Source organism: Ectothiorhodospiraceae bacterium 2226 (assembly GCA_013348725.1).
Lineage (GTDB): Bacteria > Pseudomonadota > Gammaproteobacteria.
The window spans coordinates 337,318-353,899 of record CP054689.1 but is presented as its reverse complement, the minus strand read 5'-3'; the positions used below and the strand labels follow the sequence as shown (position 1 = coordinate 353,899).

General features: G+C 68.0%; 9 protein-coding genes and 1 pseudogene. 7 read left to right on the top strand and 3 right to left on the bottom strand.

Features of this window, described 5'->3' with window-relative positions; translation table 11 throughout:
• Nucleotides 1–11: 11 nt before the first annotated feature.
• Entirely contained in the window at nt 12–4,292 is a 4,281-nt protein-coding gene (locus HUS23_01645) for a PAS domain S-box protein (GenBank protein ID QKT02613.1), read from the bottom strand.
• Nucleotides 4,293–4,947: 655 nt separating this feature from the next.
• Here HUS23_01645 and HUS23_01640 point away from each other — a divergent pair.
• The 4 genes from HUS23_01640 (at nt 4,948) to HUS23_01625 (ending at nt 12,137) form a co-directional block, all read left to right on the top strand.
• Complete coding sequence (locus HUS23_01640) at nt 4,948–6,882, top strand: hypothetical protein (GenBank protein QKT02612.1); 1,935 nt, start codon at nt 4,948–4,950, stop codon at nt 6,880–6,882.
• A 254-nt stretch (nt 6,883–7,136) separates the two neighbouring features.
• Nucleotides 7,137–8,210, top strand: coding sequence for an HlyD family efflux transporter periplasmic adaptor subunit (locus tag HUS23_01635; protein QKT02611.1), 1,074 nt, complete (start codon nt 7,137–7,139; stop codon nt 8,208–8,210).
• A complete protein-coding gene (gene rbbA / locus HUS23_01630) occupies nt 8,207–10,975 on the top strand; it encodes a ribosome-associated ATPase/putative transporter RbbA (protein QKT02610.1) in 2,769 nt (922 codons plus the stop codon). Before HUS23_01635 ends, rbbA begins: the two co-directional genes overlap by 4 nt.
• 1 nt (nt 10,976) lies before the next feature.
• Entirely contained in the window at nt 10,977–12,137 is a 1,161-nt protein-coding gene (locus HUS23_01625) for an ABC transporter permease (GenBank protein QKT02609.1), read from the top strand.
• A 9-nt stretch (nt 12,138–12,146) separates the two neighbouring features.
• On the opposite strand, the gene HUS23_01620 is transcribed toward HUS23_01625, so the two are convergent.
• Nucleotides 12,147–13,550, bottom strand: a complete 1,404-nt coding sequence (locus HUS23_01620) for a hypothetical protein (GenBank protein QKT02608.1) — start codon at nt 13,548–13,550, stop codon at nt 12,147–12,149.
• Between the two features lie 437 nt (nt 13,551–13,987).
• Nucleotides 13,988–14,287 carry a hypothetical protein gene (locus HUS23_01615; GenBank protein ID QKT02607.1) on the bottom strand — a complete coding sequence of 100 codons (300 nt, stop codon included), beginning with the start codon at nt 14,285–14,287 and terminating at the stop codon, nt 13,988–13,990.
• Between the two features lie 130 nt (nt 14,288–14,417).
• Here HUS23_01615 and HUS23_01610 point away from each other — a divergent pair.
• The 3 genes and pseudogenes from HUS23_01610 (at nt 14,418) to HUS23_01600 (ending at nt 16,418) form a co-directional block, all read left to right on the top strand.
• Nucleotides 14,418–14,831 (top strand): annotated as a pseudogene (locus HUS23_01610) (LacI family transcriptional regulator).
• Between the two features lie 133 nt (nt 14,832–14,964).
• Nucleotides 14,965–15,570 (top strand): type IV toxin-antitoxin system AbiEi family antitoxin domain-containing protein, encoded by a 606-nt coding sequence (locus HUS23_01605; GenBank protein QKT02606.1) that lies wholly within the window; start codon nt 14,965–14,967, stop codon nt 15,568–15,570.
• Nucleotides 15,567–16,418, top strand: a complete 852-nt coding sequence (locus HUS23_01600; GenBank protein ID QKT02605.1) for a nucleotidyl transferase AbiEii/AbiGii toxin family protein — start codon at nt 15,567–15,569, stop codon at nt 16,416–16,418. The genes HUS23_01605 and HUS23_01600 overlap by 4 nt, the downstream gene beginning before the upstream one ends.
• Nucleotides 16,419–16,582: the final 164 nt, after the last annotated feature.

Below are 16,582 nucleotides of genomic sequence, written 5' to 3'. Positions count from 1 at the left end.
GCGCCGGCCGCCTAGAGCGCCTCCAGCACCTCCCGCAGCGCGTCGAGGTTTACCGGCTTGAGCAGGTGGTGGTCGAAGCCCGCTTCGCGCGTGCGCCGCCGATCTTCGGCCTGCCCCCAGCCGGTCAGTGCTATCAGCGTAACACCTTCCATGCGGGGATTCGCCCGCAACCGGCGCGCGACCTCGTAGCCGTCCATGCCCGGCATGCCGATATCGAGCAGCACGACGGCGGGACGATAATCGTCGCAGGCCTTGAGGGCGCCCGGGCCGTCGTAGGCCACGCGTGGCTGCAGGCCCATGATCTCGAGCAATGCGGCCAGGCTGTCAGCGGCGTCGTGGTTGTCATCGGCCACCACCACGCGGTGACTGGATTCGAGCGGGCCGTGCGAGGTCTGCGATTCGGGCGCTTCCTGATCGCCCGCGTCATCCCCCGGTAGGGGCAAGTGAACCACAAACTCGCTGCCCTGGCCGAGTCCGGGACTGTGCGCCTCGACGTGTCCGCCGTGCATTTCCACCAGGCTGCGCACGAGGCTCAGCCCGATGCCCAGGCCGCCGCGGGTACGGGCCGCGGAATGCTCGACCTGCGTGAACATCTCGAAGATCGTTGCCAGCTGATCCGGCGGCAATCCAATCCCGGTATCGCGCACCGAGATGAGCATCTCACCCTCGGCGTGACGCGCCTCGAGCCAGATATCGCCCTCGGGATCGGTGTACTTGGCGGCGTTGTTGAGCAGGTTGCCCAGCACCTGCGCCAGTCGCACGGCATCGGCCTTCAGTACGATCGGCGCGCTCGGCACGGCGACGTGCAGCCGGTGCTTACCTTCCTCGATCGCGGGCCGCGCGCCCTCGATCGCGCTGCGTACGATTGTCGCGAGTTCCACACGTTCCTTGCGCAGCTCGATGCGCCCACGGGTAATGCGCGAGACTTCCAGCAGATCGTCCACCAAGCGGGTGAGGTGGCTGACCTGGCGCTGCATCATCTCGTGCAGCGGATCGTTCGCCTCACCGCGCAGGTGCAGAATGTCCAGGCTGTTGCGCAGCGGCGCGAGGGGGTTGCGCAACTCGTGTGCCAGCGTGGCGAGGAACTCGTCCTTGCGCCGGTCCGCGGCGCGCAAGGCCTCCTCGGCCTGCTTGCGCTCGTGCACGTCGATCACCGAGCCGATGAACCCGCACCACTCGCCGTTCTCGTCGTAGCGCGGGCGGCCGGTGTCGATGCACCAACGGTAGCCGCCGCCGGCATGACGCAGCCGGTAATCGAGCGAAAAGGCCTCGCGCCGCTGAAAGGCTTTTAGGAAGCTGGCCCGTGCCCGGGTCTGATCGTCCGGGTGGACTGCCTCCATCCAGCCGGCACCGAGCGCCTGCTCGAAGGATTGGCCGGTGAACTCGCTCCAGCCGCGGCTCACGAAGGCGCAGTCATCGGAGGTGTCGGTAAGCCACAGCATCGCGGGGGCAGTGTCGGCCATGCGCCGGAACCGCGCTTCGCTCTCGCGCAGGGCGGCCTCGGCCTCCTTGTCGGCGGTGATGTCCTTGAACAGTAGTGCGACGCGGCGCTCCTCGGGGTTGCCGATGCGGAAGGCGTAAACGTCGAACCAGCGTCCCATGGCCGGTGCATGGTTCTCGAAGCGTACGCTCTCGCCGCTGCGTGCCACCTTGCCGTAAATCTCGAACCAGGAGGCGTCGAGGTCGGGTACCAGTTCACGTGCGGTCTTGCCCACCGCATCGCGCAAGCCGGTCTGGCGTTCGAAACTCGGGTTGACCTCCAGCCAGCGGTAGTCGACCGGGTGGTCCTCGGCGTCGAACAGTACCTCCATCACGCAGAAGCCCTCGTCGATGCTGTGAAACAGCGAACGGTAGCGTGCCTCGGAGGCGCGCATGGCGTCCTCCGCGCGGGCTCGTTCCAGGCGCAACCATACCCGTTCGGACAGGTTGTGCAGCAGGTCGACCTCGTGCGGCGACCAGCGGTAGGGCTTGTCCCGTTGCACGGTCAGCAGAAACTTCCAGCGGCCCGCGCTACGGTAGGGCGCATGCAGCTGTGCGCGGATGGCGTGGGCACCGTAGGCGTCGGCGTAGGGCTGCGTACCCGGGTCGCGTATCACGTCGTCGACGGCCACCGGGGAACCGGCGCGCAGGGCCTTGAGGTACGCCTGGGACATGAGGTCGGTCAAACGGTAACCGCGTTGGGTGCAAGGCCGGCTCGCTCCGCGCCCATAGATCACGGTGGCATGTGTCCCCTCGGCGTCGATCTCACTGAATGCGACGCCGGTTACCCCAAGATAGCGGCCGATGCGCTCGCCGGCCGCGTGCAGGATCTCCTCGGGGTGAGTCAGGCGGGTGAAGTCGGCGCTGACGCGCGCAAGAAAGGCCTGATTGCGCTCGCGGCGCAGACGTTCGGTGATGTCCTGGAACAGGATCGCCACGCGATGCTGAGCGGGGGCATCGATGCGGAACGCGTACACATCGTAATAGCGTTCGATCTGACTCGCTTCCTGGACAAACCGCTCGGCCTTGCCCGTGCGGGCGACCCGGCCGAACACCTCGAACCAATCGAGTTCCTGATCGCGCATGAGTTCACGCACGCGCCGCCCGACGGCGTGTTTGAGTCCGGTGCGCCGCACGAAGGCGGGATTGACCTCCAGGAAGCGATAGTCGTGTGCCTGCCCGCGCTCGTCGAACAACACCTCGATGATGCACAAGCCCTCGTCGATGGACTCGAACAGCTGGCGGTAGCGCGCCTCCGAGGAGCGGCGCTGCTCCTCGGCCTGCCGACGTTGGGTGATGTCCAGCGTGGCGATGGTGATGCCGTTGAACACGCCCGCTTCGTCGAGGACCGGCGTGACCGTGTCCATTACCCAGATATCGGTCCCATCGGGCCGCCGGTAGCGGCGTTCCGTACTGAAGGCTTGTCCCCCGGCGTGCAAGCTGAGCATGAGCTCCGCGCTGCGTTCGCGATCCTTGGGGTGCAACAGGTCCTGCACCAGCAGTCCCTGCAGCAGCGTTTGGCGCGAGCGGCCCGTCAATGCGCAGAAGCAGTCGTTGGCGTAGGCGATGCGCCCGCGCGGATCGGCTTGGGCGATGCCGATGTCGCTGTGGTTGACGATGGCGCGAAAGCGCGCCTCGCTCTCGCGCAGGGCGGCGTCGGCTCGGTGGCGCTCGATGAGATCGGCCGCTTGACGCGCCAGGACGTCGAGCAGGTGCAGCTCCTGTTCGCTAGGGGTGTGCGCTTGGCGCCAGTGGGTCGATATGAGGCCCAGGGTGCGCCCGGCGCGCGAGATGAGCGGCGTGGCCTGGACGGCCAACACCCCGGCCTCGCGCAGCATGTGCTGCGTGGCGCTGTCGCCGAGCGGTTGCGCCTCGAGGTTGGTGATAATGACGCGCCGACCGTTTTCCAATGCCGTCCGGCAGTCGTCTGCACGGACACGCGCGCGTTCGAAAAACGCGACCGCCGTAGTGTCGAAGCCCTGGGAATGCAGCAGGACGAGGTCGCCGGTCGTCGGTTCGATGAGTTGCAGGCTACCCATGTCGGCGTGGGTTACGGCGATCGCCGCGGCCAGGATCTCGGCGTACAAGGCGTGCACGTCACCATCCGGATCGACGCGGGTCGCCGCTTCCTGCAGGCGCTGCCGGTGCGTGATCTCGGTGACGAGGACTTGCTCCGCGCGTTCGCGCGCGCGGGCCTGAGCCAGCAACTCGGCTTGGGATTCGCGCAATTTGGTGCTCCGCGCGCGCTCGATCTCGAGGGCCTGTTGAAAGCGGTATCCCGCCAGGGCAAACCGGGCGAGGCTGCCCGCCAGGCGAGCGTGTTCGGCGTCGAAGCGCCCGCCGGCATGGTTGAGCGCCCATAGCAGGCCGGCGGGCTGACCGTCGGCATGGAAGGGCGCGAGCAGCGCCTCGCCGATAGGCGGCGCGGTCGCCAACGCGGCCGACAGGCAAGCCGGCTGATCCAGCAGGACCACCGAATCGTCGAGGCCAATGCCGTGTTCATGTAGCGCGTCGAGGGGAACGCCTTCGCCGGGCAGAGCGAACGCACCGGCGATGGCGTGCCAGTGGCTGCGTGGGCCGCCGGGCGTCGTCAGGCTGATGGCCGCCGCGTCGGCGCCGCATAGCTCGAGGGTGGTGTCGACCAACTTCTGCAGGAAGGTTTGGGCGTCGCTCCCCAGTTCTTCGGCCAACATGCCCAGGGCGCGGCTTTCGGCAGCGTAGTCAGGCGTGCGGGCGCGGCGGCGGCCGAGCTCCGCTGTAATGATCGCCGCGTGCCCGGCGCCTCGGCCGGCCCGCGTGGGGGATTGCGTCATCACTCCAGCTCCCTGCAAGGCGCGCGTTCCGCGACGCCGCGTCGTTCGGTCGACCCACGGGCCGCACCGAATCCGTTCCATCGTGGGGCGGCCGGCGGGCTTGTGAACCGCGGGCCGGTCGACTCGCCGGTTAACTATAACTTCAAAGCGGGACGCAGTTCCGCGACGAAGTGTGCATTTCGCGCTTAGCCCGCGCCAACGGCGACGTTCGACGCCTCCATGGCCTGCGTTATTTCACAGAGGACCGCAGCTTCTACTGACGGGGGGCGCGTCCTGGTTTCCCGTACCGATTCGAGTGCTGCGACATCGCGGTGTGCTCGCGCGGGTGCCGAGCGATGAGCTTAGCCATTACCTCATCGCGAGCAACGACGGCCTCGTTGGGCTAGGGGCGGGTGTGCACGGGAGATACCGGCGAATGCCAACCTCGTCACGGTATGTGCGGGGCCGCCCCCGCCGCTGCCGTGTCCGCGCTTGACCGGCAATACGGACGCGACTATAGGCCTGTACAAGCCGCGTCAGATGGGGCGGCGCGCCACATCACAGGTGCATGGAGCACCGACGATAGTCAGCACACGCAGGGGATGCCATGTACGCCAATGGAAGGGTGAGGGGGCCGGCGGCCTGCCGGGGAGGCGACGTCGTCGTTGCTCTGCTGATGGGCGCTGCATTGCTGATGGCGGCGCAGGCCGTGAGCGCGCGCGAGTGGGAGTGGCGTAACCCCTTGCCGCAGGGCGCGGACATCCAGTGCCTGGCTGGCAGCGAGGACGACGGCTTGCTCGGCGTGGTGGATCATGGCGGGCTGCTGCGCAGCGAGGACGGAACGCATTGGACGGTGGCGCTCAATGCGCTCGATAGGTCCTGGCAATGCAACGCCCTGACGCGGGGCAATGGCCGCTGGTTGATGGCGGTCAACGCGCCGGGGAACGACCCGCACCAAGTGCTCATGTCCGATGATGCCGGCCGAACCTGGCGGGCCGTGGGTGAGCCCGCTCTGCTGCGCGACATCGTGTGGCACGCGGGCCGCTTTCTGGCCGTGGGAACGAGCACCGCCGGAAACGGTACGACCGTGAGCCATATCCTCGAGTCGACCACCGGCGAAGGGGAGTGGACGGTGCATGCCACGCTCTCGGGGACGTTACATGGCATGGCCGCCGGCGTGGATCGTTTCGTGATCGTGGGCGCCGGCGGCGCGATTTACGTCTCCGCCAATAAACAGCGCTGGCTGCGGGCGCTCTCCGGCACCACGGCCCACCTGCGCCACGTGCGATTCCGCGAGGGACTCTTCGTCGCCATCGGCGATAACGGCACCATCGTCTCCTCCACCGACGGCCTGTTCTGGAACGCGCACGCGGCGGGGGTCGATAGCGATCTGCAGGGTCTCGCGGCCGGGCCGGACGGCTTTGCGGCGGTGGGCGACGGCGGGGCGCTGCTCACCAGCGCCGATGGCAGGTCCTGGCGCGCGCAACGCAGCGACAGCGTACGCGCGCTGCGCGCCGTCACCGCCTTTGGCCCGGAGTTCATCGGCGCAGGTGCGGGAGGCGATCTCTACCGGGGCGCGGGCGACGCCTGGACGCCCCTGCGCAGCCAATCGGGCGGCGCGCGCTCGGGCGCGTTGCATGACCTGGTTGGCGGGCCGCCCGGCCTCGTCGGCGTCGGTGCCGATGGGTTGCTGCTGTTCTCGCCCGACGGCGTCGACTGGGAGATGGTGGAAACCCCCATCGAGACCGCTCTGCGCGGCGTCACATACGGGCAGGGTCATTTCCTCGCGGTAGGGGCCCGGGGTAGGGTGCTGCTGTCGCCCGACGGGCGTGAATGGGAGGCATATAGCGTCCCCGGGCGACCGGAGTTGAACGGCGTAGCGTGGCGCGGGGGCGAGTTCGTGGCGGTCGGCGATAATGGCGCGATCGCGCGCTCGCGCACCGGCACGCAATGGGAGCGCGTGGCCGATGACCTCGGCGGGCAGGACCTGATCCGCGTGCGGGCCGGGGCGGCCGGCTGGGTGGCGTTGGCGCGCCAGGGCACCATCCTTTACTCACCCGATGGCGAGGCCTGGGAGCCGCGCGCCTTGCGCGAGGGTTACGAGTTCGTGGAGCTGGTGCACGCGGGCGCGCGCTTCCTGGCCGTCGGTCGCGACGATGCCGCGAGCGTGCTTGTCGAGTCCGCCGATGGCCGTCTTTGGGAGGAACGCAGCGAGCTCGAGTACCTCATTGTGACGCTGGCCCCGGCCGGAAACGGCTACCTGGCGGCAGCGACCGCCGGCCCCGAGCAGCCGCCCGTCTGGCTGCAGTTCGATGACCTCGGCGAGCCGAGCGTGTACGCCGGCACCGCGTCCGTCCATCGGCTGGTGGCGAGCGGCGGCGCGTTGTTTGCGCTGGGTCCCCACGGCGCAATTCTGCAGTCGGGCCGTTTCACGCCGCCGGCCGAACCCTCGGCGAGCGGCGAGGAACGCCTGGCGAGTAGCGGGGGCTGCGCCATCGGCGCGCCGGGCGCGCCCGATGCGATCCTGCTATTGCTGCTCGTCGGTGGATTGGCCTATCTCGGCCGACTGTCATGCGCGCGGGCACACCGCCGCCGTTCCTCCATGGTGTGAATCATCGGCCCGGCGCCGCCGGGCCGTGCCCCGCGGCAACCGGCCGCCGTGGTCTACTCGCTTGACTTCTCACCCTTAACACTCAGTCTCAAAGTACAGCTATCGCCCGGTTGGCGGCGGTCGCTGCCTTCCGCGAGGGACCGCATGGCGCATGACTGGGGACTCGGGCAAGCACGCGTGGCCGCCGCCGCCGGCGGCGTTGCGGCGCTTGCCGGTGCGCGCGTCTTACTGCCGCGTCGCCGGCGGGCCGCGCCGTGAAGCTTGCAACCAAAAAGCCCTTGATCGGCACCCTCGCGCTCGCGGGACTGCTCATCGTCGCGCTGGTGGCTTGGCGCCAGTACGTCGGCCAAGACGACAGTGCCGGCCTCGCCAGCGGCAATGGCCGCATCGAGGCCGTAGAGATCAGCATTGCCGCGCGGTCGGCCGGGCGGGTGCAGGAGATCCTGGTGCGGGAGGGCGAGTTGGTAACGGCGGGCCAGGTGGTAGCGCGCATGGATACCAACGTGTTGGCGGCGCAGTTGCACCAGGCCGAGGCGCAACTGCGCCAAGCCGAGAGTGCGGTGGCGACCGCGCGCAGTCAGGTGGGGCAGCGCGAGGCGGAGAAGGCGGCCGCGCAGGCGCTGCTGGAGCAGCGTGAGGCCGAGCATCGGGTGGCCGAGTCGCGCCTGGCGCGCACCTCGCGGCTCGCCCGCCAAGGAGCCATATCCCAGCAGGATGTGGACGACGACGAGGCGCGCGTGGCCGGTGCCGCGGCCGCGGTCAGTGCGGTGCGCGCGCAGATCGCGGCCGCGGATGCGGCCATCGTCACCGCCCGCAGCCAACTCGCGGGTGCGGAACAAGCGGTCGAGGCCGCACAGGCCGGCATCGAACAGATCCGCGCGGATCTCGCCGAAACGGAGCTGCGGGCGCCGCGCGCAGGACGCATCGAGTATCTGGTCGCGCAGTCGGGCGAGGTGGTCGGTGCAGGCGGACGCGTCATGAACATGGTCGACCTGAGCGACGTGTACATGACCTTCTTCCTGCCAACCGCCGCCGCCGGGCGCATCGCCATGGGGAGCGAGGTGCGCCTCGTGCTCGATGCCGCGCCCGAGTATGTCTTTCCCGCCCACGTCTCGTTTATCGCGGACGTCGCCCAGTTCACCCCAAAGACGGTCGAGACGGCCCTTGAGCGGGAGCGCCTCATGTTCCGCGTGCGCGCCCGCATCCCGCCCGAGCTGCTGCAGGCGCACATCCACCAAGTCAAAACCGGTCTGCCGGGCGTGGCCTATGTGCGCCTCGATACCTCCCAACCCTGGCCGGCGCGCCTGCAGGTGAGGTTGCCGGAATGAGCGACGCCGGACCCGCGAAGCGGTCGGTGGTCGCGCGTCTGGACAACGTCAGTCTGCGCTACGGCAAGACCTTGGCGCTGGACGGCATCGACCTCGAGCTGCCGGCGCAACGCCTGGTGGGGGTGATAGGCCCGGATGGGGTGGGCAAATCCAGCCTGTTCTCGCTGGTGGCCGGTGCGCGCGCCATCCAGACGGGTCGGGTCGAGGTACTGGGCGGCGACATGGCCGACCGCCGATACCGCGGCGAGATGTGTCCGCGTGTGGCGTACATGCCGCAGGGGCTCGGCAAGAATCTCTATCCGACGCTCTCGGTGTTCGAGAACGTGGACTTCTTCGGCCGCCTGTTCGGCCACGCCCGCGCGGAGCGCGAACGGCGCATCGCGGCCCTGCTGGAGGCCACCGGTCTCGCGCCGTTTGCCGGCCGTCCCGCGGGCAAGCTGTCGGGCGGCATGAAACAGAAGCTCGGCCTGTGTTGCGCGCTAATCCACGACCCCGACCTGTTGATCCTCGATGAGCCCACCACCGGCGTCGATCCGCTCTCCCGGCGCCAGTTCTGGGAACTCATCGATGGGATCCGCACCGACCAGCCCGGCATGAGCGTGTTGGTGGCGACGGCCTACATGGAGGAGGCGGCGCGGTTCGATTGGTTGGTCGCCATGAACAAGGGGCGGGTGCTCGCCACGGGCGCGCCGCAGGACCTGTTGGTGCAGGCCGAGAGCCGCACCCTGGAGGAGGCCTTCATCAAGCTCCTGCCGCGCGAGCAGCGGGCCGGTCATCGGCCTGTGGAGGTCGTACCTCGCGCGGCAGGCGCGGAAAGCGATGTGGCCATCGAGGCGCGCGGACTGACCATGCGCTTCGGTCGCTTCACGGCGGTGGACCACGTCAGCTTCCGTATCCGGCGCGGCGAGATCTTCGGCTTCCTCGGCTCGAACGGCTGCGGCAAGACCACCACCATGAAACTGCTCACCGGCCTGTTGCCCGCGAGCGAAGGACAGGCCTGGCTGTTCGGCACCGAGGTGGAGCCCCACGACATCGACACGCGTCGCCGCGTGGGCTACATGAGTCAATCGTTCTCGCTGTATGGCGAGCTGACGGTGCGCCAGAACCTGCACCTGCACGCGGCGCTGTTCGGTTTGCCCAGGGCGCAGATCGCGGGCCGGGTGCGGGAGATGGCGGAGCGCTTCGACCTCACCACGATCTTGGATGCCCTGCCGTTCGCGCTGCCACTGGGCACGCGTCAGCGTCTGTCGCTCGCCGTGGCCATGATCCACCGCCCGGAGATGCTGATCCTGGACGAGCCGACCTCCGGCGTGGATCCGATCGCGCGCGACGCCTTCTGGCGCATCATGATCGAGTTGGCCCGCCGCGATAATGTCACCATCTTCATCTCGACCCACTTCATGAACGAGGCCGAGCGCTGCGATCGCATCTCGCTCATGCACGCCGGCCGCGTGCTGGTGAGCGACACGCCCGCGGCGATCGTGGCGGGGCGGGGCGCGCACAGCCTGGAAGAGGCCTTCATCAGCCACCTCCAGGATGCTGTGGCACGCGAGGCGCCGGGCGGGGCACCCGATGCCGCGCCGCCGCCGCGCCGGCCGCCGCCGCTCGCTCGAGCCGCCGACAGCCGGCAGCAGGGCTCCCCCAAGCTGCGTCGCCTGCTGAGTTATACGCGGCGCGAAGCCCTGGAACTGCGGCGCGACCCGATTCGGCTCGCGCTGGCGCTGGTGGGCAGCGTCCTGCTCATGCTGGTGCTGGGGTATGGCATCAACATGGATGTCGAAGACATCACCTTCGCCGTGCTCGACCACGACCAGACCCCGGCGAGTCGCGACTACGTGCTCAATCTCGCCGGCTCCCGCTACTTCATCGAGCGTCCACCCCTGCGCAGCCACGACGAGATGGACCGGCGCATGCGCGCGGGCGAACTCAGCTTGGCGCTGGAGATCCCGCCGGGGTTCGCTCGGGATCTGTCGCGCGGGAGCAGCGTGCAACTCGGCGCCTGGCTCGACGGTTCCATGCCCGCGCGCGCCGAGACGGTGCGCGCCTACCTGCAGGGTATGCACCAGCACTGGCTGGCCGCGCGCGCACGCGAAGCGAACCACGCCGCCCCGCTACTCCCGCACACCAGCATCGAGACGCGCTTTCGCTACAACCCCGACGTGGCGAGCCTGCCGGCGATGGTGCCGGCGGTGATCCCCTTGTTGCTGATCCTGATCCCCGCGATCCTCAGCGCCTTGGCGGTGGTGCGGGAGAAGGAACTCGGCTCCATCGTCAATCTCTACGTCACCCCCATCACGCGCCTGGAGTTTCTGCTCGGCAAGCAGCTCCCCTATATCGCGCTCGCCATGATCAACTTTCTTCTGCTGACGGGCCTGGCGGTGTTCCTGTTCGGCGTGCCGCTGAAGGGCAGCTTCCTGGTGTTGGCCAGTGCCGCCCTGATCTACGTCACCGCGACCACCGCCTTTGGGCTGTTGGTCTCCGCCTTTGTGCGCAGTCAGGTGGCGGGGCTCATCGCCGCGGGCGTGCTGAGCATCCTGCCCGCGGTTCAGTTCTCCGGACTGGTGGAGCCCGTCTCCTCGCTGGCAGGCCCGGGACGTTTCGTCGGCGAGCTGTTTCCGACCACCCATTTCCTGACGATCGCCCGCGGCACCTTCTCGAAGGGCCTGGGGTTTGCGGATCTGCAGGGGGCGTTCTTTGCGCTGGCGCTCTCGGTCCCCGTGCTCATCGGCCTGGGCACGCTGTTGCTGAGAAAGCAGGAGCGGTGACGTGCGCGCGGCGCGTAACATCTACCGCCTGGGCATCAAGGAACTGCGTGGCCTCGCGCGCGATCCCATTCTGTTGGGGCTGATCGCCTTCGCCTTCACCGTCAACATCTACACCGCGGCGACCGCGATGCCGGAGACGCTGCACAAGGCGCCCATCGCCATCGTCGATCACGACCAGTCGGCACTCTCGGCGCGCCTCGTCGATGCCTTCCTGCCGCCGTACTTCCTGCGCCCCGCGCTGATCACGCCTGCCGAGGCGGACGCGCGGATGGACGCGGGCCTGGATACCTTTGCACTGCATATTCCGCCGGGTTTCGAGCGCGACGTGCTTGCCGGGCGCGAGCCGACCTTGCAGCTGAACGTGGACGCCACCCGCATGGGGCAGGCCTTTACCGGCAGCAGCTATATCCAGGTGATCGTCTTGAGCGAAGTAAACGATTACGTGCGACGCTTTCGGGGCGAGGTGGAACGGCCGGCGGAGCTGGCCATGCGCGCCCGCTTCAATCCCGAGCTGAACAAGGTCTGGTTCGGGGCCGTGATGGAGGTCATCAGCGGCATCACCATGCTCGCCATCGTGCTCACCGGCGCCGCGCTGATACGCGAACGCGAGCACGGCACGGTAGAGCACCTGCTGGTCATGCCGGTCACGCCGTTCGAGATCATGGCCAGCAAGATGTGGGCGATGGCGCTCGTGGTGCTGGTCAGCTCCGCCGCCGCGCTCCACGTGATGGTGCGCGGTCTGCTCGCGGCGCCGATCGAAGGCTCCGTCGCGCTGTTTCTGGTGGGCGCGGCGCTGCATCTGTTCGCCACCACGTCGCTCGGCATCTTCCTGGCGACGATTGCCCGTTCGATGCCTCAGTTCGGGCTGCTGCTGTTCATGGTCATGCTGCCCATGCAGATCCTCTCCGGCGCCGGCGGGCTCATCCGCGCGCAGGCCATCTCGGGCGGCTTCGCGGTCCAGCAGGGCCCGCTCGGTCCGCTGGACGTCATCATGCTGGCCGCCCCCACCAACCACTTCGTCCCGCTCGCGCAAGGCATCCTGTTCCGCGGCGCCGGGCTGGACGTGGTGTGGCCCCAGTTCCTCAGCCTGGTGGTGATCGGCGCCGTCCTGTTCGCACTGTCACTGGCACGCTTTCGCCGCACGCTGGCCACCATGGCGTGAACCGCGCGCCTAGTCTCGTGGCGAGAACTTGATCACCCGATCGTAAAGGATCTCCGACACCGCCGGTCCCACCGCGGTCTCGTCCTCCAGATAGGCGCGTATCCCGATGCCGAGCTGCGTGTCGTCGTCCAGTTGCAGCACGGGACAGTCGGGGGGCGCGGCGAGCTCCAGGCAATAGGGCTCCCCGTGGCACTGGCGGGCGATCTTGTAGGCGTACATCTGATCGGCGGACGGTCCGGTAAAGCCCGCGAGGGTCTGGGCGCTGTTCTCCAGTTGATCGACGAAAGCGTGCCCGACCGCCATTTTGAGCGTCTCACTGGCATAGACGTTGATGCTCATCGAGGTGGACTTGCCGGTGGCGACGTGGTTCACCCCGTACGCGATCAGGTACTCGTCCTCAGCCAACGTCATCGCGTGCTGCATGTCGAAGTCCGGCAGGAACCCCATACCCAGCTGGGTAGTGTCGCGCGTGTCGCCCCAGGCGTTGACGGGCCGCTGATCGAAGCCCTCATAACCGATCGACCGGGTCTCGTACTCGGTGACCGCCATGCCCGGGTTGGCATCCAGCACCGCTTGGCGCAGGCGGGCGAGCTCGGGGGTCAGGTCGAACTCGGTCTGGCCCGTACCGCGCACCCGCAGCCGCGGCACGGGAAATGGGTCGGACTCCGTCGCCTCCTCGGGCGTCACGCGGAACACCGCCATGGGTGGCTCGTTGAGGAAGGCGTCGCCGGCCTCCGGGTCGGTGAACTGCTTCATGCGATGCAGCAGCACGAAGGAATCGGTGGCCTCGTCCACGCCGAGCGTCACCATGGGGTCGGGGATGACCAGCGTGTTGATGATCTCACCCGGATAGCCGGCCGCCTCCAGCGCGCTGCGCACCCGCTGCTCGGTGTTCTGGTCCGGCGTGAAGATCAGTACCACCTCGCGCTCGAAGGGCTCGTCGCCGCCGGTCTCTATGGTGCTGATGTTGATCGTGTCGCCCACGCTGTTCAGGCCGCGCAGTGGCTCCTCCGGGTGCTCCGGGCGAAAGGTGTGCGACAGGTAGGGCTGATAGCTGAAGTACTCGGTGTCGGGCGGCGTGCGGCCGATCACCACCACCGCCTCGTCCGGCCGCAGGCGGAACTCCGCTGCCGGAAAGAAGACCGGCGCCTGCTCTTCCAGCGGCGGTGGGTTGAAGGTGATGTACGGCGCCGCCTGGTTCAGGTACAGCGCGGACGCAAACCGGCCCTCGCAGGCCTCCCGCACCGGGTCGAACCGCCCGGCCGTCCCCTCGCGCACGACGAAGCCGTCCGCTCCGAGGTTGTCCTTGAACGTCTCGGTCGAGCCCGCCGCGAGCGGCTCCCCCAGAACCTGGCCCGCTGCGGCCAGCAGGGCTGCAAAGATAACGTGCTGCGCGCGCCTCATGCTGAACATGGTTGCCGGTCCTCCATCCATGGAATTGTCAGCCACCAACGGCCGGGGGTGGCTTGCCCCACCGGCCACTCCCAAGTATCGCCGAAACGGGGGCGATGTCTGCATCGGCCGCGCGGCGGCCTCACGCCTGTGGGGACGGCCGTCGCGGAGCGACGGCGTTCTGCGGCACCTTCCGGTGCCTGCTCGACCCCGCTCCGCGGGTTCTTGATTCCCCCGGAAATGGAAAAGGGCTGACGAGGCAGCCCTTGTATTGGTGGTGGGGCGGCAGCCCGCGCCAAACGACCGTTGAACGTGCGCGATACCGCAGCTTCTCGAACTCCAGCGCATTGTCCTGCATCGCGAGTTCGTGGCCGCGCTCGCCCTTGCGGTCGAACCACTTCAGGCTTCGGGAGCAAGGCGTAAGGCCCCGCCCAGGAGGCCACCGAGCAGGGTCTCGATCATTGCGCGCCTCCCATGAGCTTGAGCTTGATCGCGGCGCCGACCAGCAGCGCGGCCAGCAGGCCCGTGGTCAGTACCTTCACGAAGGTTTGCCATGCGGTGCGACGGGCGTCGCGCCAAGCGTCGAGGAGGTCGCGCAGCTCGCGGATGTCGCGGGCGGCGTGGCCGTTCTCGAGGCCGAGGTGGGCGAGACAGCGTTCGGCGCCGTGTTCGGCGGCGCAGTCGAGCAGCTCCTCGAAGTCCTCGCGACGCAGCAGGACCATGTTCTCGACGACGGCGGGTTTGGGGACTTCGATCATCGGCGGTCTCCAGAAACGACGAACCCGCCACGCGGGCGGGTTCGGGACGGTAGGGTTGCGGGGCGGTTCAGACGGGGATGCCCGCGCTGGCCGCGAAGCGGCGGACTCCAGGGATTGAGTCCGCAACGACATGCGCGTCCAGAAAGCCGGCGAGCCGGACATTCTGCAGACGAGCGAAGGCCGGCTGACCCTGTCGGTGCCGATCCAGATCAAACGACGCAGCGGGGGCAAGCTGGTCACGCTGCCGAACGGCGGAACCGGTCCCGGTGGGTTGTGACACCGACGCCGCTCCAGTTGGCGCGGGCAAGGGGCATCGCTGGCTGGCCATGCGGGAGTCTGGGGAAGCGAAGTCACTGAAGGGGATCGCCGCGCGGGAGGGGATCGACAACAGCTACGTGAGTCGGATGGTCAACCTCACACGCTGGCGCCGTACAACGTGGCCGCGATCCTGGACGATACGCTGCCGAATCACGTCACGCTTTTCGACTTGGCGGTGGACCCGCCGGCGCTGTGGGATGAGCAGCGGGAGCGGGCTGGGCTTTGAGGTGGCATCTGTTGAGGCTGACCTCGGGGCGATAAGCGCCGCAGCGGTGTCTGTCAGCGCAGATGGCACAGGCTTGTGCCTATTCTTCGTCAAAAAGATTGCAGTCGACGAATAAACGGAACATACTCCCACCATGCCTGCCGACACCCACACCCAGCGCGTCCTCGATCTGGCCCGCCAGAAGGGGCTGCTGCGCGCCAGCGACCTGGACGCCATCGACGCACCCCGGGTCGTTCTGACGCGCCTGACGGCCGCTGGCCTGCTGGACAAGGTCGGTCGCGGTCTCTACCGCCTGCCCAGTCATCCGGGGTCGGAGCACGAAGGTCTCGCGACCGTCGCCACCAAAGTACCCCAGGCCGTGTTCTGCCTGCTGACCGCGCTGCAATTCCACGAACTGACTACCCAGCTGCCGCGTCAGATTTGGATCGCCATGGCGCGCGGCAGCCATGTACCGCGCATTGACTACCCGCCGATCAAGATGGTTCAGATGACGGGCGACGTCTACACGACGGGCATCGAGGAGCACCTGCGCGACGGTGTGACGCTGCGCGTGTACGGCGCGGCCAAGACGGTCGTGGACTGCTTCAAGCACCGCAACAAGATCGGTCTGGACGTGGCCCTGGAGGCGCTGAAGGACGCGCGCGCCAAGCGCAAGGCAACGGCGGACGATCTGTGGCGCTACGCGAAGATCTGCCGCGTGGCCAACGTGATGCGCCCCTACCTGGAGGCCATTGAATGAATAACGTCGCGGCCTCCGTGCGCGCCCGCTTGCTCAACGTCGCCAAGGCGCAGGGCGTGGACTTCAACCAGGTGTTGGTGCGTTTCGCGCTGGAGCGAATCCTCTACCGTCTGAGCCAGTCCGAGCACGCGGATCATTTTCTGCTCAAGGGCGCGTTGCTGTTCACGCTCTGGTACGACATGCCGCACCGGACCACGCGCGACGCCGACCTGCTTGGCTTCGGCGCGAGCGATCTGAAATCCGTGGCTCAGACCTTCCGCGACATCGCCAGCGTCGCGGTAGACGACGGCATCGTGTTCGACCCGGCCTCGGTCGCCGCCGAGGAAATCCGCAAGGACCCCGGATATGCCGGGGCGCGCATCTTCATCAGTGGCGAGCTGGCCAAGGCACGCTGCAAGACACAGATCGACATCGGCTTCCGAGATGCCGTGACGCCTGGCCCCGTCGATGCGACCTATCCGGTGCTGCTGGCCGACCTGCCAGCGCCTCGTTTGCGCACCTATCCCGTTTACACCGTCGTCGCGGAGAAACTCCACGCCATCGCGCTGCTGGGTATGACCAACAGCAGGTTGAAGGATTACCTCGATCTGTCCGTGTTGCTGGATCGCGAAACCCTGGACACCGATCTGCTGGCCCAAGCGATCAAGGCCACCTTCGAGCGGCGCGGCATGGCGGTGCCCGCCGGGTTGCCGGTCGGCCTGACGGATGAGTTCGCGCACGATCCCTCGCGGCAGGCTCTGTGGCAGGCGTTCATCAAGAAGAACGAGCTTGCTCTTGAACCCTTGCCCACCATCGTGGATCGGCTGCGGGTCGCCTTGGGAGCGGCGTTGAACCGAGCCGCCGCTTGAAAACCCCTGGAACCCGGCCCGCAAGTTCCCGACCGGGCCAAATGTCCAGTTCCTTGCCCGACGATCCTGTTCCCTCCGCCTGCCAATGCTGCAATCCAACCGCTCGATTTGTCCGCGCGTAACCCGTGGATCTGTATGGCTCCTCGTTGCGGCCTTTGCGGACT